Source organism: Pirellulales bacterium, from assembly GCA_035533075.1.
Lineage (GTDB): Bacteria > Planctomycetota > Planctomycetia > Pirellulales > JAICIG01 > DASSFG01.
This window is the reverse complement of record DATLUO010000039.1, coordinates 34,754-58,881: the sequence shown is the minus strand read 5'-3', so window position 1 is coordinate 58,881 and position 24,128 is coordinate 34,754. Positions and strand designations below refer to the sequence as shown.

22 protein-coding genes are annotated in these 24,128 nt (G+C 63.8%); 4 read left to right on the top strand and 18 right to left on the bottom strand.

The features are described from left to right. Positions 1 to 169: 169 nt before the first annotated feature. From VNH11_04690 to VNH11_04650, 9 genes are all read right to left on the bottom strand, one after another. Positions 170 to 2,149: a BatA domain-containing protein gene (locus tag VNH11_04690; GenBank protein ID HVA45664.1), complete on the bottom strand. Its 1,980-nt coding sequence runs from the start codon at positions 2,147 to 2,149 to the stop codon at positions 170 to 172. Further along, positions 2,146 to 3,051, bottom strand: coding sequence for a DUF58 domain-containing protein (locus VNH11_04685; protein ID HVA45663.1), 906 nt, complete (start codon positions 3,049 to 3,051; stop codon positions 2,146 to 2,148). The genes VNH11_04690 and VNH11_04685 overlap by 4 nt, the downstream gene beginning before the upstream one ends. A gap of 74 nt (positions 3,052 to 3,125) precedes the next feature. Next, positions 3,126 to 4,139, bottom strand: coding sequence for a MoxR family ATPase (locus VNH11_04680; protein ID HVA45662.1), 1,014 nt, complete (start codon positions 4,137 to 4,139; stop codon positions 3,126 to 3,128). 406 nt (positions 4,140 to 4,545) lie between these two features. Next, the gene (locus VNH11_04675) at positions 4,546 to 5,268 is read right to left on the bottom strand and encodes a hypothetical protein (protein ID HVA45661.1); all 723 of its coding nucleotides are present in this window, start codon (positions 5,266 to 5,268) and stop codon (positions 4,546 to 4,548) included. Between the two features lie 120 nt (positions 5,269 to 5,388). Next, positions 5,389 to 7,005: an AAA family ATPase gene (locus VNH11_04670; GenBank protein ID HVA45660.1), complete on the bottom strand. Its 1,617-nt coding sequence runs from the start codon at positions 7,003 to 7,005 to the stop codon at positions 5,389 to 5,391. A 490-nt stretch (positions 7,006 to 7,495) separates the two neighbouring features. Beyond that, complete coding sequence (locus VNH11_04665) at positions 7,496 to 7,744, bottom strand: helix-turn-helix transcriptional regulator (protein HVA45659.1); 249 nt, start codon at positions 7,742 to 7,744, stop codon at positions 7,496 to 7,498. 343 nt (positions 7,745 to 8,087) lie between these two features. Then, positions 8,088 to 8,792: an ankyrin repeat domain-containing protein gene (locus tag VNH11_04660; GenBank protein ID HVA45658.1), complete on the bottom strand. Its 705-nt coding sequence runs from the start codon at positions 8,790 to 8,792 to the stop codon at positions 8,088 to 8,090. Between the two features lie 89 nt (positions 8,793 to 8,881). Next, positions 8,882 to 9,322: a hypothetical protein gene (locus tag VNH11_04655; GenBank protein HVA45657.1), complete on the bottom strand. Its 441-nt coding sequence runs from the start codon at positions 9,320 to 9,322 to the stop codon at positions 8,882 to 8,884. Continuing rightward, positions 9,315 to 9,584: a hypothetical protein gene (locus VNH11_04650; GenBank protein HVA45656.1), complete on the bottom strand. Its 270-nt coding sequence runs from the start codon at positions 9,582 to 9,584 to the stop codon at positions 9,315 to 9,317. Before VNH11_04650 ends, VNH11_04655 begins: the two co-directional genes overlap by 8 nt. A 551-nt stretch (positions 9,585 to 10,135) precedes the next feature. On the opposite strand from VNH11_04650, the gene VNH11_04645 reads away from it, so the two are divergent. Further along, complete coding sequence (locus VNH11_04645; GenBank protein HVA45655.1) at positions 10,136 to 10,546, top strand: hypothetical protein; 411 nt, start codon at positions 10,136 to 10,138, stop codon at positions 10,544 to 10,546. Between the two features lie 6 nt (positions 10,547 to 10,552). On the opposite strand, the gene VNH11_04640 is transcribed toward VNH11_04645, so the two are convergent. The 4 genes from VNH11_04640 to VNH11_04625 form a co-directional block, all read right to left on the bottom strand. After that, positions 10,553 to 11,551, bottom strand: coding sequence for a Gfo/Idh/MocA family oxidoreductase (locus VNH11_04640; protein HVA45654.1), 999 nt, complete (start codon positions 11,549 to 11,551; stop codon positions 10,553 to 10,555). A gap of 44 nt (positions 11,552 to 11,595) precedes the next feature. Beyond that, positions 11,596 to 13,173, bottom strand: a complete 1,578-nt coding sequence (gene cobJ / locus VNH11_04635; protein ID HVA45653.1) for a precorrin-3B C(17)-methyltransferase — start codon at positions 13,171 to 13,173, stop codon at positions 11,596 to 11,598. Between the two features lie 115 nt (positions 13,174 to 13,288). Continuing rightward, positions 13,289 to 14,317 (bottom strand): cobalamin biosynthesis protein, encoded by a 1,029-nt coding sequence (locus VNH11_04630; protein ID HVA45652.1) that lies wholly within the window; start codon positions 14,315 to 14,317, stop codon positions 13,289 to 13,291. Between the two features lie 243 nt (positions 14,318 to 14,560). Then, positions 14,561 to 15,691, bottom strand: coding sequence for an aminotransferase class V-fold PLP-dependent enzyme (locus VNH11_04625; GenBank protein ID HVA45651.1), 1,131 nt, complete (start codon positions 15,689 to 15,691; stop codon positions 14,561 to 14,563). Positions 15,692 to 15,817: 126 nt separating this feature from the next. Between VNH11_04625 and VNH11_04620 the strand changes: the two genes are divergently transcribed. Together VNH11_04620 and VNH11_04615 are read left to right on the top strand one after the other, a co-directional pair. Next, entirely contained in the window at positions 15,818 to 16,900 is a 1,083-nt protein-coding gene (locus VNH11_04620) for a GTP-binding protein (GenBank protein ID HVA45650.1), read from the top strand. A gap of 2 nt (positions 16,901 to 16,902) precedes the next feature. Next, positions 16,903 to 17,925 (top strand): zinc-binding alcohol dehydrogenase family protein, encoded by a 1,023-nt coding sequence (locus VNH11_04615; protein HVA45649.1) that lies wholly within the window; start codon positions 16,903 to 16,905, stop codon positions 17,923 to 17,925. A 206-nt stretch (positions 17,926 to 18,131) separates the two neighbouring features. Here the strand turns inward: VNH11_04615 and VNH11_04610 are convergent, their stop codons facing one another. From VNH11_04610 to VNH11_04590, 5 genes are all read right to left on the bottom strand, one after another. Next, positions 18,132 to 18,491: a TlpA disulfide reductase family protein gene (locus tag VNH11_04610; GenBank protein HVA45648.1), complete on the bottom strand. Its 360-nt coding sequence runs from the start codon at positions 18,489 to 18,491 to the stop codon at positions 18,132 to 18,134. Continuing rightward, positions 18,491 to 19,720 carry a DUF1501 domain-containing protein gene (locus VNH11_04605; protein HVA45647.1) on the bottom strand — a complete coding sequence of 410 codons (1,230 nt, stop codon included), beginning with the start codon at positions 19,718 to 19,720 and terminating at the stop codon, positions 18,491 to 18,493. The genes VNH11_04610 and VNH11_04605 overlap by 1 nt, the downstream gene beginning before the upstream one ends. Positions 19,721 to 19,759: 39 nt before the next feature. Further along, the gene (locus VNH11_04600) at positions 19,760 to 21,151 is read right to left on the bottom strand and encodes a DUF1800 domain-containing protein (protein ID HVA45646.1); all 1,392 of its coding nucleotides are present in this window, start codon (positions 21,149 to 21,151) and stop codon (positions 19,760 to 19,762) included. 106 nt (positions 21,152 to 21,257) lie between these two features. Beyond that, entirely contained in the window at positions 21,258 to 21,758 is a 501-nt protein-coding gene (locus tag VNH11_04595) for a hypothetical protein (protein ID HVA45645.1), read from the bottom strand. Then, complete coding sequence (locus tag VNH11_04590) at positions 21,755 to 21,940, bottom strand: hypothetical protein (protein ID HVA45644.1); 186 nt, start codon at positions 21,938 to 21,940, stop codon at positions 21,755 to 21,757. The genes VNH11_04595 and VNH11_04590 overlap by 4 nt, the downstream gene beginning before the upstream one ends. A 269-nt stretch (positions 21,941 to 22,209) precedes the next feature. On the opposite strand from VNH11_04590, the gene VNH11_04585 reads away from it, so the two are divergent. Then, on the top strand, positions 22,210 to 23,955 hold the full coding sequence (locus tag VNH11_04585; GenBank protein HVA45643.1) for a DUF3352 domain-containing protein: 1,746 nt from the start codon (positions 22,210 to 22,212) through the stop codon (positions 23,953 to 23,955). Positions 23,956 to 24,128: the final 173 nt, after the last annotated feature.

Sequence of the window (24,128 nt, the reverse complement as noted above, 5' to 3'; positions counted from 1 at the left end):
CGGGTAGTCTCTTAACAGTGAGTTGGTCACGAGGTGTAGGGTGGGACCAGCGAGCTTGCGAGCGCCGGCCCACCATTTTCGGCAGTCGTGGTGGGCCGGCGCTCGCAAGCTCGCTGGTCCCACCCTACGGCTATTGCTACGGCCAACTCACTATTAAGACACCACCCGTCTACGCCGTCACTGGAGCGAGGCCCACTTGCACGCGGCGCGGAAGACAGAGCCAGGCCTCGGCCACCAGCGCGGCCAGCATGGCAATCAAGAACGACCGCCAAATCTCTTCCACCGGCGATCGCTCGCTGGAAGCCACTTGGTCGATCCGCGTAAAATCGAGGCCCTGAAACAGGCCGGCCACACGAGCATCGTCCAACGACGCGGCCAAATCTTCTTGTTCCGGCCGATTGACGGCCAGCAGCACGTCGCCAGCGGCATACGCGCCGGCCTGCACGGCATATTCGCTCGACAAGGCCGTCTCGCTGCCGGCCAGCCGCTGCCACGTGGTCGCCATGTCGGAATCGCCGCTGCCGGCCGCCACCTGCCGGGCGGTGCCCAGCGCCGCCGCGCCCGCCGCCAATGCCCGCTGCACCGCGACATACAGCACAACGCCTTCAGTCGCCAGGTTCGAGTCGGTGGCGGCGGGCGTCGTGGCCCAGAAGTAAACGCCGCCGCGAGGCGTGGCGGCACGGGCCACCAGCGTCTCGCCGCCGGGCAAAGCCGCCAGCGGAGTCGCCTCGCCGGCCACCGCGCACACCTTGCGAATTCGAAGCTTGCCGACCGGCAAGGCCGCGCCGCTTTGCGTATTCGCCAATAGGTCTTCGTCGCTACGCCAACGATCGATCACCGCGTCGTCGCCCACCGCAGTCCACGATTTCCAGTACAGGCCGAAGGCGGAGTCATCGGTCACCTGTCGCGGCGGAAAGAAGATCACTTGTCCGCCGCGGTCGACCAACGCCGCAAGCTGCCGGGCCGGTTCGCCGGCCGGCAGCGGCGCCTGCCATAGCACCAGCGCCGCTTTGCTCCAGTCGATACCGTCGATCTGGTCGGTCGGCACAACGTCGGCGGAAGAGAGGTTGCCCGGATCGGGAGAGATCGACGCCGCCAACCGCAGCGACTCGGCGACCTCGCGCTCGTCGGACACGATCAGCGCGTGGGCCGACTGCGTCGCGTCGAAAGCAAAGTAATACTCGTTGTTGGCGGGGTTGCTGTCGGCCGGAACCGACACGCGGCCCCAGCCACGCTGGTGCTTGCCGTCGAGCACGATACGATGATCTCGCACCTCGACGCTCGTGCCGGAAAGCTCCACGCTCAAGGTCGATCGCGCGCCGCCGATGTCGAACCGCACCGGCACCGTGAGCGGCCCGCCGGCGGCCGCAGGTGTCGATAGCCGCAACGACACCAACAGCTCGATGCCGTCGCCCAACTTACGGTGGCGGACGGAAGTCACGCGCACGGCCACGTCGCCCCGCGGCGGCTGGCTGTAGGCGAGCAGGTGAAAGCCGACGGGCTGCGGCAGCCCGGCGAACGAGCTGCGCAATCGGCCCCAACGGCTGTCGTCGGCGTTCCAGTCGTTGGCCCGCAGGTCGGAGCAGATCCAGACCTCCGTGCTGCCCGACTGGTTGGCGACAAGGTAATCGCGGGCCGCTTCCAGCATGGCCGGCAGATCGGCCGCGGCGCTGGTCGGACCCGTCTCAGGCAATTGTTCCAGCGCCGCGGGCGACTCCAGCTCGCGGGGCCGGGCCGTCGCGCTTTCGATCAGCACCCAGCGGGTCGACGAGAGCCGGCCGAGCGCGTCGGCAAGCTGCTTGCGCGCGGCCAGCAGTTTCGAGCGGCCGGCCGAGGCGTCGGCCATGCTGGGCGAACGGTCGAGCAGGATGATCGTCGTGTCGGCGTGTCCGCCGGCCCAACCCATCCAGCCGCTGGCCAACGGGCGGCTGATGACGAACACCAGGCAGGCGATGGCCAGCATCCGCATCAACAGCACCAGCCACTGCCGCAGCCGCGCCAGCCCGCGGGCCATGCGATTGGCCTGCAACAAAAACATCATCGCGCCCCAGCGAATGGTGCGGTAGCGCAACTGGTTGATCAGATGGATCAGCACCGGCAACGCCGTGAGCGCCAGCCCGGCCAGCAGCAGCGGATGCAGAAAAATCACGGCCGGCCTCGCCAGCGGGAGCGTTGCGTAAGAAAGCGGGCCAGCACCTGCTCGTAGTCGTCGCTGAGGTTGACGCGGTGGTAATCGACGACCGATTCCAGCACGATCTGCTTCAGGCGATCGAGGTACATCCGCAGCGCCGCCAGGTAACGCTCGGCGATGGCGTTCGGCTCGGCGAAGATCGAGGTGCCGCCTTCCAGATCGACGAACCGCATCGGCCGGCGGAAGTCGAAGTCGAGCTCCAGCGGATCGAGCAGGTGAAACACCGCCACGTCGTGCTTGCGGAACCGCAGGTGCTCGAAGCACTCGCGCAACTGCTCCGGCTCCACGAACAGGTCGGAGAGAACGACGATCAACGCCCGTTGACGGACGGTCTCGGCCAGCTCGTGCAGCGCTTCGGGCAACTGCGTCGTGCCGCGCGGCCGCGTCGCCTCCAGCACGTCGTACACGGCCGAGAGATGGGCCGGGTTGCGGCGCGGCGGGATGTTGCGCACCACGCCGCCGGCGATGCACGTCAGCCCCACGGCGTCGCCTTGCAACACGGCCAGGTAGCTCAAGGCCCCCGCGATCCGCCGCGCGTATTCGATCTTCGTCTGCCCCCGCGAGCCGAAGTCCATCGAGCCGCTGGTATCGAGCACCAGGCAGCAACGCAGGTTGGTGTCGGCCTCGAACTCCTTGACGTAATAGCGGTCGCTGCGGCCGTAGGCCCGCCAGTCGATCCGCCGCACGTCGTCGCCCGGCACGTACTCGCGATACTCGGCGAACTCGACGCTGGAGCCGCGGTGCGGACTTTGATGCCTGCCCGACACTGTGCCCTGCATCGGCTGCCGCGCGAAGAGCGGAATGCCGGCCAGCCGGGCCAGGACTTTGGGATCGAGGAACGGGCGGGATTGATGTTGCATGGGACGACCATTTTGGATTTTCGATTTTGGATTTTGGATTGGTGGGAATCCAAAATCCAAAATCCAAAATCGAATCACGTTTCCTCCGTCTCTTCCAGCAGCCGCCGCACGATCTGGCTGCTGTCGATGCCTTCGGACTGCGCGGCAAAGGTGGTGATGACGCGGTGGGTGAGGACGGGCAAGGCCACGTCGCGCACGTCTTCCAGCCGCGCCATGTAGCTGCCCGACAGCGCGGCGCGGGCCTTCGCGCCCAGCACCAGGTACTGCACGGCCCGCGGACCGGCCCCCCAGGCCACGAACGGCTTCAGCCAGCCCGGCGCGGTCCCGTCTTTCGGCCGCGTGCGGCGCACCAGCCGGGCGGCATAGGCATAGATATGGTCGGGCACCGGCACGCGCCGCACCAGGCTCTGGCAGGCGATGATCTCGTCGCCGCTCAGCACGTGCCGCAAATCGGGCAGTGCCTCGCCCGTGGTCCGCCGGGCGATGTCGATCTCTTCGACCTCGTCGGGATAATCGACTTCGATGAAGAACATAAAGCGGTCGAGCTGAGCTTCGGGCAGCGGATACGTGCCTTCCTGCTCGATCGGGTTTTGCGTGGCCAGCACCATGAAGGGCGGCTCGAGCCGGAACGTCTTGCCCAGCACCGTGACCTTGTGTTCTTGCATCGCTTCCAGCATGGCGGCCTGCGTCTTGGGCGGGGCGCGGTTGATCTCGTCGGCCAGCACCATGTTGGCGAAGATCGGCCCATGCACAAACTCGAACTCGCGCCGCCCGCCGATGATGTCTTGCAGAATATCGGTGCCGGTGATGTCCATCGGCATCAGGTCGGGCGTGAACTGGATGCGGCTGAACCGCAGCGAGAGCGTCTCGGCCAGCTTGCTGACGAGCAGCGTCTTGGCCAGGCCCGGCACGCCCATCAGCAAAGCGTGTCCACGGGCGAACAGGCAGATCGCCAACCGTTCGATCACCCGTTCCTGACCGACGATCACACGGCCCAGCTCGGCTTTCAAGCGCGCGTAATGCTCGCGCAGGGCGTCGATCGCCGCGACGTCATCGCCATGGAGTTGGTCGAGAGATGGTTGTTCCATTGCGTTGCGTGTTCTTTTGGGTGAAACACTGGAGCATCGAACCGACCGCCGGCCTTACCTCCGGCGGCATGTCTGACTGGCTCCCCGCATCACTCTAGGCAACAAGAGAGCGTGAATCAAGCACGTGCCCGCGAGACTAGCGGCAGCGTCAACAGCGCGACCAAGAACGCGCTGGGGCGAAAAAGGATTCTGTTCACATGGGGCTCGTAAAGATTGAAACGCTTTACCACGCGATTCTAGCAAATGCGGCGCGCGCTGGTGAGATATTGCCTGAACTGCCGCCCGGTGGCGGATTGGTTTTTGTCAAACCGCCGCCGCGCGCGGCGGCGGTTTTTTTACGTCCCGCCGCGCGCGGCGGCAGACACGCCATCAGCAATCAAGAAGCAGCGCACGGATTCGTCGCAACCTATTGCTGGCCATGCATTTGTGAATTTTCCTCCGAACCGGCGGCCGAGGCCGAAATGGAAAACAGCGTGTGCCCGGCCTGGAAAAAGTGAAAACGCGCGCGACGGATGGCCTCGATGGCGTGCGTCACGTGGTAATGGCGGGGCGTCAGCTCCGTCAGTTCGTGGCTCAGCTCGTCGAGCGTCCGCTGCATCTCTCGGTACATCCGCCGCAGTCCCGTCCGCTGCTCGTCATCTTCTGCCGCGACGGTTAGGGCCTGGTCCGGCGCCGGCGCGGCGGCGGAAGCGGCCGAGTCGGGCACGGCCGGCGGGGCCGGAAGTTGCAGCCTGCCGCTTGCCCGCTTTTTGCGGCGCCGCGTTGCGGCGCCGTCGGGCAAGTGTTCGCCGACCAATAACGTATTGAGAAGCTGCGTCGCCTTGCGCACCGAGGTGAGCGCTTCGGGCGGGGCGACGGCTTTGAGCAGCGTCCAGTGCCGGGCGATGTACATGTAGCGCTGCGCGGTGCGCTCGGAGCCTTTGAACTTGTTGACCAGGAAATCGTCCCAGTCGTCGGTGTCGCACAGGTCGCGGGCTTTGCAGAGGGCCTGCCCGGCGCGGGCCGCGTTTTCGACCAGTTTGGCCGCGCACACCTTGGCACGCTCATGTGCCAAATGCGCCGCCCGGCCGAGTCGGTCCAGCTTGGCATTCAACGCAGTCTGTTGTCGAACAGTCAGCTCTTGTCGCATGGGATCTCCTTGCATCTTTGGGTTCAGGGTTCAGGGTTCAGGGTTCAGGGTTCAGGGTTTCGCGGCGCGCCGGGATTCAGACTGCAGCGCCGTCTCTCCGTCTCTCTTTCTCTCCGTCTCCTACGGCGGCGCGGCATCCACGGCCGACAGCTCCGCGCCGGGCGAACTGGGGCGCAGCACGACGATCGTGATTCTGTCGTTGTCGCACGTGCTGGCATCGGTGATGGGGAACTCGGCCAACGAGGGCGGGTAGTCCTCGCTCTCCGGCTCGGAGAGGGACGGGGTGAGGGTCGTGGCGGCGCGCACGGCCTCCTCATTTGTCGCGAGTTGGCCATCTTCGACCAAAGTAGCAGGCACACTCCGTGTGCCGTCCGCCGTAGCAGCAGTCACCGGGCTGTTCGCGCAGTTCTCCCTCTCCTTCTGGGAGCTGGCCGGGCTGAGGGTCGTGGCGGCGCGCACGGCCTCCTCATTTGTCGCGAGTTGGCCATCTTCGCTCGGCATAGGAGGATGGCCTTCCCAGGCCGTCCCGTCACCGCTCTCCGCAGACGGCGAGCCAACAACCTCGACACGCTGGCACTCCTCCTGTTCCCTCTCTTCTGACTTCTGCCTTTTGCCTTCTGCCTTGAGCGCCCAGCACCACGGCCCGTCGTTGCCCTGCTTCTTCGGTTTGAGGCCGAGATCGCCCAGTGCCCGGCGCAGCGTCCGCGGGCTGAAACCGAACGCCTCGCCGTCGTCGAACAGCGTGTTGGCTTCCACCGGTCCGTCGGCCAGACGTTCCAGCGCCCAGCGGCCCGCCTGCTCGCGCTCCAGCCGCCGCTCGCTCTTGCGGACAAAGGCCGCCATCACATCCGCCGGCACCGTGTCGGGCGGCGACTCCCAAACGACGCTGTGGTCTTCAATATGAAACGCCATCGGCCCAGGCAGCGGGCCGAAGTGGCACCGGAGCGCCACCGCCCAGCGGAGCCGCGGCCGATAGGGGTCGTTGCCGACCAGCCAGGCCATCGCCGCCGAGGGCAACAGGTTTTCCAGCATCCGCGCGGCGGTCCGGCCGGTCCGCTCCAACCGCCAGACGACGACCACGGCCACGTCGCACTCGCCCGCGATGCATCGCAGGCCGTCGATCGCCAGCAGCAGATCGGCGCGGGTCACTTTGCCCAGCCCGTTGCGGACGAAGCGGGCCAGATCGTCGACGATCACCAGCTTGCAGTCGCCGGCTTCCTGGACGGCCTCTTTCACGGCCTGCAAGCGGTTCATGACCGGGCCGACCAAAGATGTCTGCGAGTACCGGCTGCCGGGCGGCAGGCGCCGCATCAGCCCCACGTGAGTCAGGTTCGCGTCGGCGGCCGCCAGCCGCGGCTGCTGCACCTCGGCGAAGGCATCGTCGGAGTTGACCAGAACGACAGCGCCATTTTCGATTTTCGATTTTGGATTTTGGATTACGGCCGTATCGCCACGGTACGGCCAGGGGCGAACGAAGCTGACACGGGCGGCCAGGTCGGCCATCCAAAAACTTTTGCCGCTGGCCGGTTCGCCGGCCACCAGCGTGACGTGCCCGACGGGAATGACTCCGGGCCAGAGCCATTCGACGCGCGAATCGGGCACTTCGTCGGCGGGCATCAGGGCCACATCGGAGACGCGTTCGACGGCGCGGTAGCCATCGCGGACCGGCCAGCGTTGAATCGGGTTGCGGTAGTTGCTCATGGGTTGGCCTTTCTCCAAGCGGATGGGTGGGATCATGGGTAGAGGGTTCGGGGTTCGGGGTTCAGGGTTCAGGGTTCAGGAAAGGACGAGCGAGGGAAGAGGGGGCCTATCCCTCATCCCTGATCTCTCATCTCTCATCTCTCATCCAGGCGCGCAGCATCGAGCCGCGATTGCTGCGCGGGGCGGCTCAAAGCTCTGAAGATTCGACCTTGATCCTGGTCTGTGCGTCCCTCGACGGCGTGACGCGACCGGCAGGCGCCTGCCTGACTGGGCGGTTAAAGCGTGGATGACGCATTTCGCGGTCCACCAGCGATAAGTGTACCCGTGAACCTATTGTTGTCAAGCTTTTATAGACCACAAAATGTAGTGGTTGGTGCTAACGTGACCACAATAGGTTGTGGTCGCGGTCGGCAGCCGGCTGAATCCGCATTGCGCACCGGTGCGCAGCCGACTTCGTGAGAAGTCGGGGCGTCGCCGCGGTTTACGGCCAGTCCCGGCGCGGGCCGCGAAAGAATTGATTGCAAGTTTACTTCGAACCAAACACGGCCGGAGAGACGCCGAAAAACGCGGCCAGGCGGGCGATATGCTCACGGCGCAGTTTGCGTTTTCCGTGCAGCACCTCCGAGATCGTCGAACCGGCGATACCGACCTTGGCCGCCAGCTCCGTTTGACTCATCCCGCGCGCGTCCAGCAGGTGGGCCAACATCTCGTCGTCGCTGGCCGGCTCGGCCGGGTAAGCCACCGCCTCGTACTTTTCCACCAGGTCGGTCAGCACCTCCAGGTAATCGCGTTCCGCCTTCGAGCCCGGAAAAGAGCCCGGAAAAGGGGATAAGTCCCATTTAATGGCCCGGAAAAGGGGATAAGTCCCATTTAATAATGGGACTTATCCCCTTTTCCGGGGTCTTTTCCGGGGTCCCCTTTTCCGGGGCCGATTCCTGGGGGCGAACAAGGCGGCCTAGCGCTTTGGTGGGTGCTCGCCAATGGCCGCCATGACGTCTCTGACTTACTTGGGCCCGGAAAAGGGGAGGCCCGGAAAAGGGGATAAGTCCCATTTAATAAGGCACGGAAAAGGGGATAAGTCCCATTTAATAATGGGGCTTATCCCCTTTTCCGGGTCTTTAATAATGGGACTTATCCCCTTTTCCGGGTCCCTTTTCCGGGCCCAAACCGCTGGTGAAGAGGACCGAGGAATCGCCCTTGGCGGTCAGCGGAATGTAATGCACCTCGATGGGGCTGTCGGAAGATGGGACAATCTCGTAAACGACTTCAGGCAGGGGGTCGCCATAATGTTTTCGGAAATGACGCACGATCTCGGTGGTATAATCCCCAGGCTCAAAATCTGGCTCTATAGGCTCGCCGCGGCCAGCCGGCCCTTCAGGCAGCTTGGCGCCGCGCGATTTAAGAAACGCGACCAATTCCTCATGACCTCGCGATATCGCCTCGCTTAAGACATTTCGCGGCGGCAGCCCTTCGACAAGAAACGGCTGGTTGATATCGGCTCCGTGGTCCAATAAAAGGGCAGCGACGCCGATGCGGTCTTCCACGTCCTGGCAAGCCACGTGAAAAATCGGACAACCGAGATTTGGATCGGCCTCGCCTTCTAGAAGCACCTTCGCGGCATCGTGCCGTCCTTCCATAACGGCCCAGCACAGGCCGGTGTCGCCGTTGGAATCTTGCTCGTTAATGTCGGCTCCAAGCTCGAGCAACGTTCGAATTGCTTCTGGCGAAGATTCTTGAGCGGCATTGCACACGGCCCAGTCCGGGTACTGCTGCTCATGAAGCTTGCGAAAGAGGTCGGGCACCTCGGCCGCGAATCGCCGCATTGAGTCAATATCCGAACGCTCAAGCGCTTGGCAAAAGGCCCGTAGCCTATCAGCAGAGTACTCCCTAACTCTCTTCCACTGGGCGAGGGTCACGGCTCGATATTTTGCCAAAAGTCGGCCGCAACAAATCGGCCAAGATGCTTCGGGTTCGACGAGGCCACCACAACGTCTTTGCCAAGAATGCACTGTGCCTGAGCGGCGAGTATCACGTCGGCGTCCAATGCCGGATCGCTGGCGGTCGGCTTCCCGCGTTTCCGCGCGTCGGCCCACAACTCGGCGGCGCGCAGCATGGCGTCGGTGGTAATCGGCAAATATCCCAACCTCGCTTTCAACTGATCAAGCCGATTAACTCCCTGCAGCCGGTTTGCCCGCAACAACTCGCGGCGAACCTCATAATCGGCGATCTCAGGCACAAGCAACTCCACACCGGCCGCGAAATGTCGCGACATCCAGGCGAGAATTTCCGAGCTGGGGCGAGGGTGGGACGCCATGCCCAGCGGTCCTGCGTCGAGCAGGACGACGTCAGGCATCGAAAAGCCTCCGAGCGCCGACGCGTGCGCGTTCGCGATTCAAGGCATTCTTCAACTTGGGCCAGGTTTCTTCGTCGTAACCCGACTCGTCGGTAAGCCAATCTCGGAACAAATCAATCAGCGGCTTGGCCTTGGGTGAAGCGGTTTCCACCCGGTCGAGTTCAGCCAGCGTTTCGCTAATCGTCTGTTCGGATCTCTTTTGTCCGGGTTTCTTGACCGCTCGTTTGTCCCGCTTGCGGCGGCTCGGTTCTCGTCGGATCATCTTGACTCCCTTGACATGCACCCTTCACCAAAATATAGGCACTTTTCGGCCTCGGCGAACCGCGCGGCAGGCGTGCGCTGATCTGCGGCCATGTCACAAGGCCCCGAGGAGGTTCTAGCGCGTAGCGAAGCATGCTAGCGGTTGCCAATTCGGGAAGCAAGGAGGGGCAGGGAACAGGGCAGCGGCAGGAATGCACCACAGGCTCAAGCCCACGCACAGCAGCGTCACGGGCAGGATCGGCCCAACAGAGCGTGCCCGTCGGACCGGTATGGCCGAAGGTTTGCGCGGAACATCCGCGGCTGCCTGATTCCTTGCCGACGGCAAATCCCAGCCCGCGCGGCGTAAGGCCCGGCGGGATTGTGGTTCTCGATCATCAGCCGCCGCTGTTTTTGCTTGCTTCTTGCCGGGCGCGAACTAGGCTGGAATAAGGCCCAGTCCGTCCGCGGCGAAGGTTGCCCTTCGCGTTGGGGAATTCTCCCCGCAATCGTCTCCGCGGCCGGCGGCACAACCGTCACATCTCGCAACCAGCAAATCCGCTCGAAGGATGATCGATGCTGCGCATCCAGCCGGTTGGCTACGCGCCGCTGACCTATTATTCGCCCTACGCCATCGACTGGGGCGAGGCACAGGCATTGGCGCAGTCGCCGTGGCAATACGACCCGCGGTGGGAGCTGGCCGAGAGCCGCAACGTGGCGGTCGACGAAGATTACTTCTGGCTGTCGGGCGACAAGCCGCCGGTGCAAAATCTCAGCTCGGCGTTGACCATTGAGAACGCGCTGCTGCAACGCAACCTGCTGTCGCAGTGCGGCGTGGGCTACGAGCACGTCGGCATGCTGGTGGTCTACGGCCAATACTCAGCCAAGGGAGCGTCGCTGCAGGCCGTGATGCCGGCCGTCTGGGCCAGCGCCGAATATGCCAAGCTGGTCGACAAGAAGCGGCAGCTCTTGGATCTGCCCAGCTAGGGCCCGCTAGCTGCCGCCGCGTCGCACGGCATCGACGACGCGGAGCGCGTCCAAGCCGGCGCTCAAGGGAACGGGCGGCTCGCGGCCGTCGACAATCGCATCGAGTGCGTCGCGCAACATGGCCACGTAGATCGCGTTGACGTCGAAATCGGGCCGCTCCCAGAGCACTTCGGGCAACGACCCCTTTGCGGGCCAAAATTCAAGTCGCTGCCGCTCGAAAGAGAACGTCAGCCGTCCCTCGCTGCCGGCAAACTCAAATCCACGCCGGCGCTCGCGACGGCCAAAACTCAGACTGATTTCGACGTCGTGCGTAGCGTAGTTGAGCCTGATCTCGGCCGCGTCATCCACGTCGATCTCGAGCGCGCCGCTCCGCCGAGACGCGCCGCACGTCTTTTCCGGCGGCCCGAAGCACCAATTTGCCAGGTCGATTTCGTGGTCGAGAGTCGGCAGCACGCCGCCGCCCAAGTCCGCCCGTGCCGCATAACTTTGGCGATAATCTTCCCAGGGGTGCCAGTCGGGCAAGTAACTTTCGAACCACAAGCGGGCACGTTCGATTCTGCCCAGCCGATTCTGGCGGACGTAATCGCGCGCCAAGACATAGGCCGGGTGGTAGCGCATCGAATAGGCCATGCCGACCGCGGTGCCCGCCGCGCGGGTTTCGTGCGTGAAGTGTTCGGCGTCGGCCAGGCAGTGCGAAAGCGGCTTCTCGATCAGCAGCGGTATGCCGGCGGCCAGATACTGCCGCGCGGTGCTCGTGTGCGACGACGTCGGAGTGCAGACGATGGCCAGATCGATGCCGGCATCGATGGCCTCCCGCGCGCACCGCGCCACCTCCGCATCGTCGGGCGGGGTCAACGCCGGATTCACGTCGCCGTTTCGGCGCACAAGCAACCGCCGGCCGACGCCGAGCTCGGCAAGGTTATCGCAGTGGCGTCGCCCGATCGAGCCATAGCCGACCACGGCCACGCGCAAATGAGCGAGCGACTCGTTGCTGCGGCATTCCATTCGGCCAGCGACCTCGACACCCCAAAACGAACGACCCACTCTTTCTAACACGGTACAACATCTTCGTCGTCAACCTGAAACGTTCGCGACTTCTTCACGATGATCAGCGTCATATAGCCGGCCGTCTCGTTGCGGAAGCGGCGCAGGTCGGTCTCGACGCGCTCGTCTTCGGTGCCGATGTAGCTGAACATCACGGCATGGTCGATCAGATCCGTTTCTTCCAGCAACGCCACCAGCCGGTTGAGCTTCGAGCCGGCCTTGAGCAGCACCACCGTGTCGTAAGCTTCCAAGGCGTCGCGGACGTTCGACACGTCGCGGTTGACCGGTACGATCGCCACACGCTCGGTCCCCTCGCCGATCGCCAGGTTCATCATCGCCGCCGCCGCCGAAAAGCTGGAGATGCCCGGCACCGTCTCGATCGGCACGTCGGGCAACGTCTCGCGCAGCGTCTTCACCACGTAGATGAACGTGCTGTACATCGTCGAATCGCCCAGCGTGATGAAGGCCGCGTCCTGACCGGTGGCCAGCACGTCGGCCACCTTCTGGGCGTTCAGGTTCCAATAATATGCCAGCAAATCTCGGTCTTTGGTCATCGGAAACATCAGCTCTTCGATCCGGGCGTCCTTGCGCATGAACGACTCGATGGTGTTCAACGCCAGGCTCTCGTCGGTCGAGTTGCCGCGGGGATAAAAGACACAGGCCGCCCGTTCGATCGCCTGCCGGGCCTGCTGCGTGAGATACTTCGCATAACCGGGACCGACGCCGATGCCGTACAGCGTGCCGTAGGTCTTGAGCGACCGGCCGGGCACCGGTTTTTCAGCCAACTGCCGCCGCATCATCTCGACGGTGCCATGATCGACGCTTTCCAGATCGTACTTCGTCTGATAGCCGCGGGGCGTGACCATCAGCCCCTCGAAGGTGAACGTGCGGCTGTTGCCCACGATCACCGTGGTGAGCATGCCGATCTCGTGGTTCAGCATGTCGTCGAGCGTGGTGAGCACCACTTTCTGCAAGTCGCGGTAGCACGATTTCACCAGGCCCACGGGCGTGCTCGGCGAGCGGTAGCGAAGCAGGATCCGCTGGGCCTCGACGATTTGTTTGGTGCGGCGGCCGCTCTTGGGGTTGTAGAGCGCCACGACGAAATCGGCCTTGGCCGCGGCGTCGATTCGCTCGACGATCAAGTTCCAGGGCGTGAGCAAGTCGGAAAGGCTGATGGTGCAGAAGTCGTGCATCAACGGCGCTCCCAGCACGCTGGCACACGAGCTGGCCGCCGTCACGCCGGGGATGACCTCCACGTCGATTCCCTCGCCCCGCCGCCAGCCGCGTTCTTTGAGAATCTCGAAGCTGGGGCCGGCCATGCCATACACGCCGACGTCGCCCGACGAAATCAGGGCCACGCGGCGGCCTTCGTAGGCCAGGTCGATGGCCTTGCGTGCCCGGCTGAGTTCTTCGGTCATGCCGGTGTAGATCACCTGCTTGCCTTCGCAGAGCGACTTGACCAGCTTGATGTAAGTGGTGTAGCCGATGACGACTTCGGCTTCTTCGATGGCCGCCCGACCGCGGAACGTGAGATGGTCGTGTTGGCCCGGCCCAAAGCCGACCAGCAACAATTTGCCTGGCATGATGTCTCCTGCGAAAGCGAAGGAGGCATTAAACCGCGCCGGGGCCGTTTAGGCAATCTTCGGCAACGGGGCTGAGGAACTCTTGCCTACCTGGAGAAGCTGTGAAGCACCGCGATTAGAACCCCACCCTCGCTACCGCCAGCGTCAGCATCGGCGCTTTTTGCTTCGGCACAATCAGTTCGCCTTCGGAACTGAGCAAGGCGGCCGGTTCACAGACGCCGGGCGTGCCGACGTATTTCTCGACTGTGGCCGATGGGTTCGGAGCGGCGACCTTCTTGAGTTGCTCGCTTGCGTAGCAGACCATCGGCAGCTTGTGCTTGGCGCAGAACTCGACCAGCGCCGGCTCGTCTTGCTTCAAATCGACCGTGGCCAGATTGCGCACGGATGTGAACGAGAGGCTGTGTTGCTGGAGGGTCGCAAAGACGAACTCTTCGACCTGCTCGAGGGTCACTCCGCGGTCGCAGCCCATGCCCAGCACCAGCGACTTGGGACGATAAAGCACCGCCTTGGAAAGAAACTCCTCCTCCACCAACCGGTCGGTGACGATCAACGCCGTCTTGAACCGCCGGGCGTCGTCGAGCGAAACAAGCTGGATGTTTTTGGGCAGCGGCGTGTCGCGGCGCCACCAGTTCGTTTCGCCGGTCTCCTGCACGAAGGCGATCGGCTCTTCGTTCACCACCGCCGCGCTGACCTTGGTGATGTTCTGGTCCAACTCGGTGGTCCACCCCAGCTCGCGGCCCAAGATATCGACGGGAATGGTCTTGCCCACATCGCTGGCCGTGGTCACCACGGCCTGGGCGGCCAGCCGGCCGGCGATCTGCTCGGTCAGCACGTTGGCGCCGCCGACGTGGCCCGACAGCACGCTGATGGCGAAGTTGGCCTTGTCGTCGACCACGATCACGGCCGGATCGACGTGCTTGTCTTTGAGAAAGGGCGCGATCGTGCGGACGACCGCCCCCAGCGACACGATGTAGACCAGCGCTTCGTATTGCGGCCAGATTTCGGCCGTCAGTTCCTTGATCGGCTTCTCGAAGTAATGGGCCGGCTCGTCGCTGCGGAACTTGGCCGAGATGTAACGATCGCCTTCGAGCTTGCGCGCCAAGGCCGCGCCGTGCTTGGTAATGGCAATGACGGCAGTTTTCATGGTTGCTCCCGGCTGCGGATCTTCTCGTTCCTGGTAGGGTGGGACCAGCGAGCTTGCGAGCGCCGGCCCACCGATTTGAGGCGTCAGGTTTCAGGCGTCAGGACCAACAACCTGATGCCTGTCGCCTGACGCCCGACGCCTAATAATGGTGGGCCGGCGCTCGCAAGCTCGCTGGTCCCACCCTACCTTGCTGACCAAACAAGAACCCTTAGTCAGCGCGCTGCGCGGCGTTCCGTCAAGGGCTCATTCCATTCGGCCCGCCGCCCGGAGCAGTGCATCCGCGACGCGGTCGAGGGCGGCCAGCGGCGCCAGCAGCAGGGGGTGGTGCAGCACGAGCGCTGAATCGGCCGCTCGACGGCACTCGACAAGCTCGCCGGAGATGCGGCACCGCTTTTCGCTGCGATGCAGGAACCCGCGAAAGCCGGCGTCGATCGCCACGCCCGCCGCCTGGGCCGCCGCGATGAGTTCCGCCCGTGTTCGGCCGCCGCCCGGTGGAACATAGCGAAAACCAAGCTTGTAATAGGCGGGCGTGGACGAAGGGGCGATGTTCTCAAGAGGTTGCAGGCATGCCGCATCGCGCAAGCGACTCAAAAGGTGCCGCACCGCGGCCCGCCGCCGCTCGTTGCGCTCGCGCAGCTTCGCCACCTGCGGTAGGAGCACGGCCGCCTGCAACTCACTAAGTGGAAACGCATGGTTGCCCTGCTCGCAAAACACCTTGGCCCGTTGCTGCACATCGGCACGCCGAGAGAAAATGGCGCCGCCGCGTCCTGCGGTCAGCAACTTGCTTCCTCCGAACGAAAGCACCGCCGCGTCGCCCCACGTGCCCGCCAGGCGGCCTTCGACAACGGCTCCCGGAGCCTGGCAGACGTCTTCGACGACCGCCAGGCCGTGCCGCAGGGTAACGTCGACTACGGCGGTCATCGGCACCAGGCCGCCGTGCAGGTGCGACACCAGCACGGCCCGCGTGCGGTCGCCGATGGCCGCCGCAAGCCGGCTGGGGTCGAGGTTCCAATTCAGCGGATGCACGTCGACCAGCACGGGCCGCGCGCCGATCGCTTCGATCGCCCGAAAGTTGCCCGGAAAGTCATAGCCGGCCAGGATCACCTCGTCGCCTGACCCAACCCCCACCGACCGCAGCGCCAACTCGACCGCGAAGGTTCCGGAGCAGCAGGGATAAACGTGCGGCAGACCAAAGAACTCGGCCAGCGCCTCCACCAGCCGCGGAAGATGAGGTCCGTGATAACGGCCCCAGCTTCCGTCGGCCATTGCCCGGTTGACTGCTTCCGTTACTTCAGGGTCGTCGGGCGGCCAGCCGGGCGGCACAAGCGGGCTGTCGTCGAAGAGAGGTCCGCTGTCGTGGGAGGAATCAGGCATGGCAAGTGAACGGTGTCCTAGCGTAAGGCGGAAACATCGTCTAGTCTAAAACGCTGGCGACGCGAACAGTAGATGGTAGGCCGATTGAGCACGCAGGCGGCGATGACGAGACGTATTCGATTTGCAATGGTCGGTGGTTTTCTGGGAGCGGGCAAAACCACGGCCATCGCCCGGCTGACGCGGCATTGGACCTCTCAAGGTCTGCGCGTCGGGCTGGTGACGAACGATCAGGCGTATGGCCTGGTCGACACCGAATCGTTGCGGGCACAGGGCTTTCAGGTGGGAGAAGTCACCGGGGCCTGCTTCTGCTGCAAGTTCAACGATCTGGTCGCCACCGTCGAGGGGCTGACCGCCCACGGACAGCCCGACGTCATCATCGCCGAGCCGGTCGGAAGCTGCACCGACCTGGCGGCCACGGTGATCGAGCCGCTGCGCTCGCTGCACGGCGACGAATATGAAATCGCCCCGCTGGCCGTGCTGCTGAAGCCCGAGCATGGACGCAAGATTCTGTCCGATCAGCCCGGTCTTGGTTTCTCGCCCAAGGCCGCTTACATTTTTTTGAAGCAGCTCGAAGAGGCCGATCTGATCGTGCTGAACAAGATCGACCGGCTGGAAGCGGAGTGCCGCGAGGAGTTGCTGGGGCAGGTGCGCGAGCGGTATCCGGGCAAAGAGTTGCTTGCGGTCAGCGCTCGCAGCGGCGAAGGCTTCGAGGCGTTGACCGCGGCACTCCAGCGCCCGGCGTCGCGCTCGCCGACGCCGGACGTCGATTACGATATTTACGCCGCGGGCGAGGCCGAATTGGGCTGGTTGAACTGCCAGGTGACCGTCGAGCGCGATGAACCCTTTCGGCTGGACGAGCTGGCCCTCGACTTTGTGGGCCGCATCGCCAGGGCGTGCGGGCGGGTTTCGGCGGAGCCGGCCCATCTCAAGGTGTTGGCCGCGTCCGACGATGCCACGGCCATCGCGAACCTGGTCAGTTCCGACTCGCAGGTGGAGCTGTCGCTCGCTTCCGGGGCAACCGTACGCGCCGCGGAGCTGACGGTGAACGCCCGAGTGGCCATCGCCCCCGAGCTGCTGAGCGAGCTTGTGCAGACCAACGTGCAAGCGCTCGGCGCGCAGTATCAAATGCTCTGGCGGCTCAACAATATGCAAAGTTTCCGTCCCGGCCGGCCCGTGCCGACGCACCGCATGGCCATCGAGTCGAGGTAGTGATGAAGGCGATCTCGTTGGAAGCTCCCAAGCAGTTCAAGCGCGTCGACGTGCCCGCACCGGAGAAGCCCGGCCCCGGCGAAGCGTTGGTCAAGGTGCATACCGTCGGCATCTGCGGCACCGACATCGGCGGCTATCTCGGCAAGATGCCGTTCTTCAGCTATCCGCGGATTCCCGGCCACGAGCTGGGTGTGGAAGTGCTGGCCGTGGCGAGCGACGTGACCAACGTCCAGCCCGGCGACCGCTGCTCGGTCGAGCCTTATATCAACTGCCAGAAGTGCTATGCCTGCCTGCGCGGCCACACCAACTGCTGCGAGAAGCACCAGACGCTCGGCGTTCATTGCGACGGCGGCTTGCGGCCCCGCTTTCTCGTGCCCGCCCGAAAGCTGCACGTCTCGCGGCAACTGGCCTTCGAGCAGCTTGCCTTGGTTGAGACTTTGGCCATCGGTTGCCACGCGGTCGATCGGGCGGCGCTCAAGGCGGAGGAGTCGTGCTTGATCATCGGCGCCGGCCCCATCGGGCTGGCCACCTTGGAGTTCGCCAAGCTCTCCGGCGCCAAGATCATCATGCTCGACGTCAACGCGGGGCGGCTGGAGTTCTGCCGCCGCGTGATGGGCGTGGAGCACACGCTCGAAATGTCCGACGCCCTGGAACCGCAGTTGCGAGAGCTGACCGACGGCCACTTGCCCGACGTGGTGATCGATGCCACCGGCAATTGCGCGTCGATGTCGAACGCCTTCGGCCTGATCACACACGCCGGACGGCTGGTGTTCGTCGGCATCACGACCGACGAGGTGCGTTTCCGCCATCCCGTGTTTCACCGTCCCGAGGGAACGCTGTTGTGCTCGCGCAACGCGTTGTCGAAGGATTTCGCGCGGATCATCCGGCTGATCGAGGAGGGCCGGCTCGACACCGGCCCGTGGATCACGCACCGCACGGCCTTCGACGAGTTGATCGTGGTCTTTCCGACGTACGCCCGGCCCGAAAGCGGCGTCATCAAGGCGGTGGTCGAAGTGGGGGAGTGAGCTGCGGGGCGGGCCGGCGCTCGCAGTTGTTTTGTTCCGCGAGAGCCGTCGTGTTTGCCACCAGCTTTAGCTGGTGGTGGACGAACATCATCAATAATCTTGAGCCGGCTTTAGCCGGGCTGCTTGGTTGGCGCGGCAAGGGTCCCCGAGCCCGTTGGATCGGCGGGGCCGACTTTTAGGTGAATACGGCACTATGGGCATCCAGGCTAGGGCGATGCACCGAGCTGTTTGGCGAGTTCCGCCTTGAGTGCCGCAAGAGCGTCCTCTTGAAAACCGGTGCTGGCAAAGCAGATCGTGCCGTCCCGCATGATGAGATAGGTTCGCGGAATCAATTCTTTCGCATACAGCGAATATGCAGCACCCTCCGGATCGGCCGCGATGGGAAAGGAGTAGTTCCGCTTATGCTTGAATTCCGTTACCGAGTCGTCGGTTTCTTCGCGGCCGACCACGAGCATAGCGAAATCATCACGTGCTCGATTGGCTTTCCAGATATCTTCCATGTGCGGCAGCTCGAGCATGCATGGGCCGCACCAAGTAGCGAAGGACGGCGAGAACGTGTGCCATATCAGGCTTTAAAGATGCCGAGCGGCTCGAACTTCTTGCCCAGCACGGCTTCGCTGGAGCAACGGAGCCAGCTTTCGAGCAGCGTGGCGTAAAGGCGGCGGAAGTCGGTGTGGAATTTCAAATCGCCCTCGCCGTCCAGATCGGTCAAGCTGGGCTGAGAGCCGATCACGCCCGGTTGCACGCCGGCGCCGGCCAGAAACACCGGCGCGGCGGTGCCGTGGTCGGTGCCTTGACTGGCGTTTTCGCGCACGCGCCGGCCGAATTCGGAGAAGCACAGCACGAGCACGCGGTCGAGTTGGCCGCGCTGCGCCAGGTCTTCCACAAAAGCCGAGACCGAAGCCGAAAGCTCGCCCAGCAGAGCGGCATGCCCGCCGAGTTGGTTGGCGTGCGTGTCGAAGCCGTCGTGCGAGACATAATAGATTCGCGTTTTCAGGCCGGCGTCGATGAGTTGCGCAATCTGCTTGAGTTTTTGCGCCAACGCGAAGGCGGGATACGGCGAGGCTTCTTTTTCTTGCTTGAGCACCTGTTGCACTTCCTGGCTCGAAGCATAAGCGTAAAGCGCGCTGTGACGCATCAACTCCAAAAGCTCGGGCGCGTCGGGCCGGGCCGCCTCGGCCAGTTTGCTTAGCGACGGCAGCGGCAAAGCGCCGCCGTCGGCCCTGAGCCGAAAGCTTTCCAGCGACTCGATGGAGGGCACCGCCGTTTTCAAGCTGGCCAGCGCCAAGGGCGAGGGGCTGGGGCCCAAATGGAGAGCGGGCACATCGCCGCCCGCCGCACCGGCCGAACAATCGAGGCAGCGGCCCAGCCAACCGTCGCGCTTGTCTTCGACTTCGGGCCTGGCGGTGTGCCAGATATCCATCGAGCGAAAGTGCGAGCGATCGGGGTTTGGGTAGCCGACGCCCTGCGCGATGGCCAATCGGCCGCTCTCGATCAGCTTGCGGAAGCCGGTCATCTGCGGGTGCAGCCCCACCTGCGAATCGATCTTCAGCACCTGATCTTTGGGTATTCGCAGCACGATGCGGTTTTTTTCGTAGGCCTCGTCGGCATAAGGCACGACGGTGTTCAGCCCGTCGTTGCCGCCGCTCAACTGCACGACGATGAGCACCTTTTCGCCCGACGCGCCTTGGGCCGCGTGGGCGGCGCGGGCCAGAAAGGCCGGTGCGCTGAGTCCGGTCGACAACAGCATCGAGCCGCCAAGGGTGGTTTGCAGAAACTTGCGTCGCGTTTGCATTTGCATCTCCGAGTACGGCTGGCCGACAAGGTATTGTTTCTACCCTAATTGATATTCTGGTAATGTGGCGACGGCGTGAATCAGCCTCGCGAGCCGCTGTCGCTCGCCGCCGTCGCCGGCCGAGGCGATCGAGGCAAGCTGCACTTGCACGGCGTCCGGCAGCGGACAGGCCAACAACAACTCTTCCAATCGCGCCGCCTTCGCCGCCGGTTGTGGGGCGCCGGCCAGGGCGGCCAGCCGGTCCGCAACGACGCGAGTTTTCATCCGGCCATCGTCGCTCACAATCGCCCACACCAGGTTGGCGCGTCCGACGAGCGTCGAGGAGTTGATCCAGGCAGTGCCGCCATCCCAGCCTTTCACGTTCGGCGGAAAAAAAAGGCCCTGGCCCAGCTTCTGCAGGTCTTCATGCAGCGCGTAAGTATTGACCGACGCCTCCAGCGATCGCAACAGCCCCACCGCCAATTCCACCGGCCCTTTGACCCGCTGCCGCACGGCATAGGGCGAATAAAACAAATTCGAGCCAAGCACGGTGCGCACGAGCCAACCCAAATCATAATCGCGCTGGAGCAGCCCCGCGGCCAGAGGCTCAAGCAAGGCGGCGGGCGGCTCTGCGGTCTCGCTGACGAAATATCGAAACAGCTTGCGCGCCAGAAAGCGGCCCGTCGCCGGCTGGCCGAGCAGGATTCGCAACACGTCGTCACCGGTCCAGGCGCCGGTCTGGCCCAACACCGTTTTCTGGCCGACATCGTGTTGGTAGCGGTTGAAGCGGAACTTCTCTTGCCTCAATTCCCAGCCCGTGAACGACCGGGCGGCCTCTTTAACGTCGTGCTCGCTGTAGTTGCCGATACCCAGGCAGAAGAGTTCCATCACCTCGCGGGCAAAGTTCTCGTTCGGACGGGCCTTGTGATTGGTGGTCGCATCGAGCCAGACGAGCATAGCCGGGTCTTTGGAAACGTCGTCGAGCATGGCCCCAAAGCGGCCGAGCGAGTGCTGGCGGAACAGCGAGTTTTGGGCATACATCATCCGTAGATCGGTCACTTTGGCGGCCGAGGTGGCGAAGTGACCGTGCCAAAAGAGCGTGAGCCGCTCGCGCAACGGGTGCGGCGAGTGGACCAGCACATAGAGCCACCAGGCCGCTAATTGTTGTGGATTGCCCGAGCCCAGCAGCGACTCGACCGATCGCGCGGCCTCGTGATAAAAGCTTTCTGTGTCGGGGCCGCCCGACAGCAAGCGATCGACGGTCGCCTGGCACCCCACGGCGAGCGCCTCTTCGAGCTGGGCCCAACGGGCGGCGAAGCCCGCCCTGCGATAAAGATGGCTGGCCAATTCGCGCGTCCAGGGAGTCTTGGCGTCGGGCTGATAAGGCGCCCAGGCCCAGGCGGGTTCGACGCCTGCCAGGGGATTCGATCCATCGTGGGCTTGGGCCGCCATCGCACATCTCACCGGAGTTAGGTCTGTTCAGATAGAGATACCCGACGCGAGGGCGGCGAGTTTCAAAAGAACGGAGCGCGGCGTGACGTATCAAGACCGCCGATGCTTAGCTGGTGGCATCAGATCCCGACCGTCGCTCCTCTAAGAGCGCTTGCAGCTCGGCGATTGCCTCGAAATCCTTCGGGCGTCCCGCGGCTCGCTTCAATTGGATGAGTTTTTCGAGGCTCACGAAACGGCACTTTACGCCGAACGCTTCCAACTCCTCGGAAAATGGCAACACCTGTTCATACGAGCCGCCGCCAGTGACATCGGCCAGCAAGTCAAGGTCGCCGATCTTGGTGGTCAGCGTAAAATTCAGTCCCGCCTGCACGGTCGGCTCGTCCCATTTGAACGGCAATCCAGGCGGCACGCCGCGAAGGTACGGCTGATGCGATTCGAGGGCGGCCACCAAACGCCGGATGTTTTCCGGGGCGCGTGCATAGACAACATCAACGTCGTACGTCGCGCGGGCCGCGCCGTGCGCGATGCCCGCCACTCCACCGATAACGATGAATTGCACCTCGCCCTTCACCAAGACGGGCAACAATGCTTCAAACGTGAGGCTCATTCGCTGCGCCGAGCCTCGCGCGACGCTCCTGCTTCTCGCAGCTCGGCTGCAAAGTTCATAAAATGCATGAACTTTTCGAACCTCTCCGCGACGCTGAGTTTCAGATTCTCGCGCAGCAACGAACGGTCAACGTCCTTCTTGTAAACCTCGATAACCGGATCCACGTAATCGGCGGGAGGCATGTGTGCAATCATTGGTCGTCCTGGTATGAACCTGAACTGATCCATTGTAGGGCACCTGTCCGGCTCCAGGCAACGGCGATGGCGACGTTGACGGGCCTGGCCGCCGCCGAGGCGGTCGAAGGCGGCCACCGACACGGAAACGGAAGCGGGTTCGATAGTCGACGTGCTCGATCGCAAGAAACTTGAAACCCACGGCCCACCTTCCGGGTACATTCCGACGACCGCCCTCTTTTTCGCACCGTTGCCCGCCGTCTCTCACGGAGAACCGAATGCGTCGCCGATTTGCTCTGTTGCTGGTTTGCCTGGTTGGTTTGTGTGATTCCGTCGCCCGTGGCCAAGCGACCGACGCGGCGAAGCTCGCGCCCGAAACGGCGGTTTGGTATGCGGAGCTGGCCAATCCTGGACCGCTGCTCGATTTCGCTCTGGCGTCCAAGACGCGCAAGCTGCTGGAAAACGTCGAAGGCTATCAAAAATACCTGCGGAGCGATCAGTATCAGCAGCTCCAGGCCGTGGTGGGAGTGCTGGAAACGCGGCTGGGAACCACCTGGGAGGCGGCCGTGCGTGATCTGTTGGGCGGGGGCGTTTCGGCGAATTTCGATCCGGCGACCCAATCGGGCTTGATCGCCATCCGCAGCCGCAATCCCGGCCTGTTGGCCAAGTTGAACGGTACCCTGGCGGAACTGATCGAGGCCGACGCCAAAATGAACGGCCGCCCATCGCCCGTCAAATCCAAGGAGTACCAGGGCTTCACCGGCTGGAGCTTCGGTGGCGACGCAATGCACGTCGTCGTCGACGACCTACTCCTCATCAGCAACAAGTCGGAGGTTCTGAAGTCGGCGATCGACCGTTATCGCGACCCCGCCGCGAAGAATCTGGCCGCCAACGCCGAGTTCGCGCAGTGCCGGTCGAAGCAGCCTGCCGGGGCCCTCGGCTGGTCGTGGCTCAATCTCGCCGCCCTTCGTCAAGACGCCCACGTGCAACAGGCGCTGAATAAACGGTCCGACAATCCGCTGATCGAACTGTTGCTGGCCGGCGTGATCGAAGCGATCAAGCAAGCCCCCTACGTGACGTCGTCGGTCAGCTATGACGCCGATACTTTGCGGCTGCGGACGGAGCTGCCGCGTCAGGCTTCGACCACGAGCGCTTCACGGGCGTGGTTCTTTGCCCGCCAAGCCGACGAAACGGCGCTCATGCCGCCGGGCACGATCGGCGCCTTCACCATGTTCCGCGACTTGGCGGGTCTGTGGCTGGCCCGCGACGAGTTGTTCGACGAAACGGTCGTTGCCAGGTTCGCCCAGGCCGACACGCAGTTCGGGCTGTTCTTCTCCGGCCGCGATTTTGGTCCGGAGGTGCTCGGCGAGCTCGACGCGCCCGTGCAATTGATCGTTGCTAGGCAGGAATATGGGGCCGACAAACCGACGCCCGCCTTGAAGCTGCCGGCCTTCGGCCTGGTGTTCAAACTCAAGCACCCCGACGACTTCGCCCCCGAACTGCTGATGGCCTATCAAAAGATCATCGGCATCGTCAATATCACGGGAGCACAGCAGGGCAAGCCGCAGTTGCTGTTGTCGACCGAAGAGTATCGAGGCACGACGATCTCCAAGTCGGCGTATCTGCACAACGCGAAGGTGGCCAAGGACAAGGCTCCCGTGCAGTACAACTTTGGCCCGGCCTGCGCCCGAATCGACGATCATTTTGTGCTTGGCTCGACGGTCGGAATCGTGCGGCAGGTCGTCGATGCGTTGAAACCGGGCGGAACGGCCGCCGCGCTGAAGGACAACACGGCTTTCACCATCGAGGCCGCGCCGCTGGCCGCCATTTTGGCCGACAATCAAGAGCTGTTGATCACTCAAAACATGCTCGGCCAAGGACACAGCCGCCCCGAAGCGGAAACCGCCGTGCAAGCCTTGCTCGATCTGCTCGCTCAGCTCGACCGGTTTGTGCTTCGCATGGCCGACGATCCGGACAAGCTCGCGATCGAAGCGGTGCTTCGGTTGCGTGGCGCCGGCGAGTAGAAACCACGGGTCTCGCGGAGTGAAAGGGCTACGGGGACCGGCCCGAAGCCGCCACTTTTCCCGGCCCGACCGGCTGGGTATACTTTTGTCGCGCGGAGAAAAAAACTGAGGGCCCTTGTTCGCCGGTACAAGGGCCCTCATCAGAGGCTGTCCGGACTGGCAAACCGTGGTTT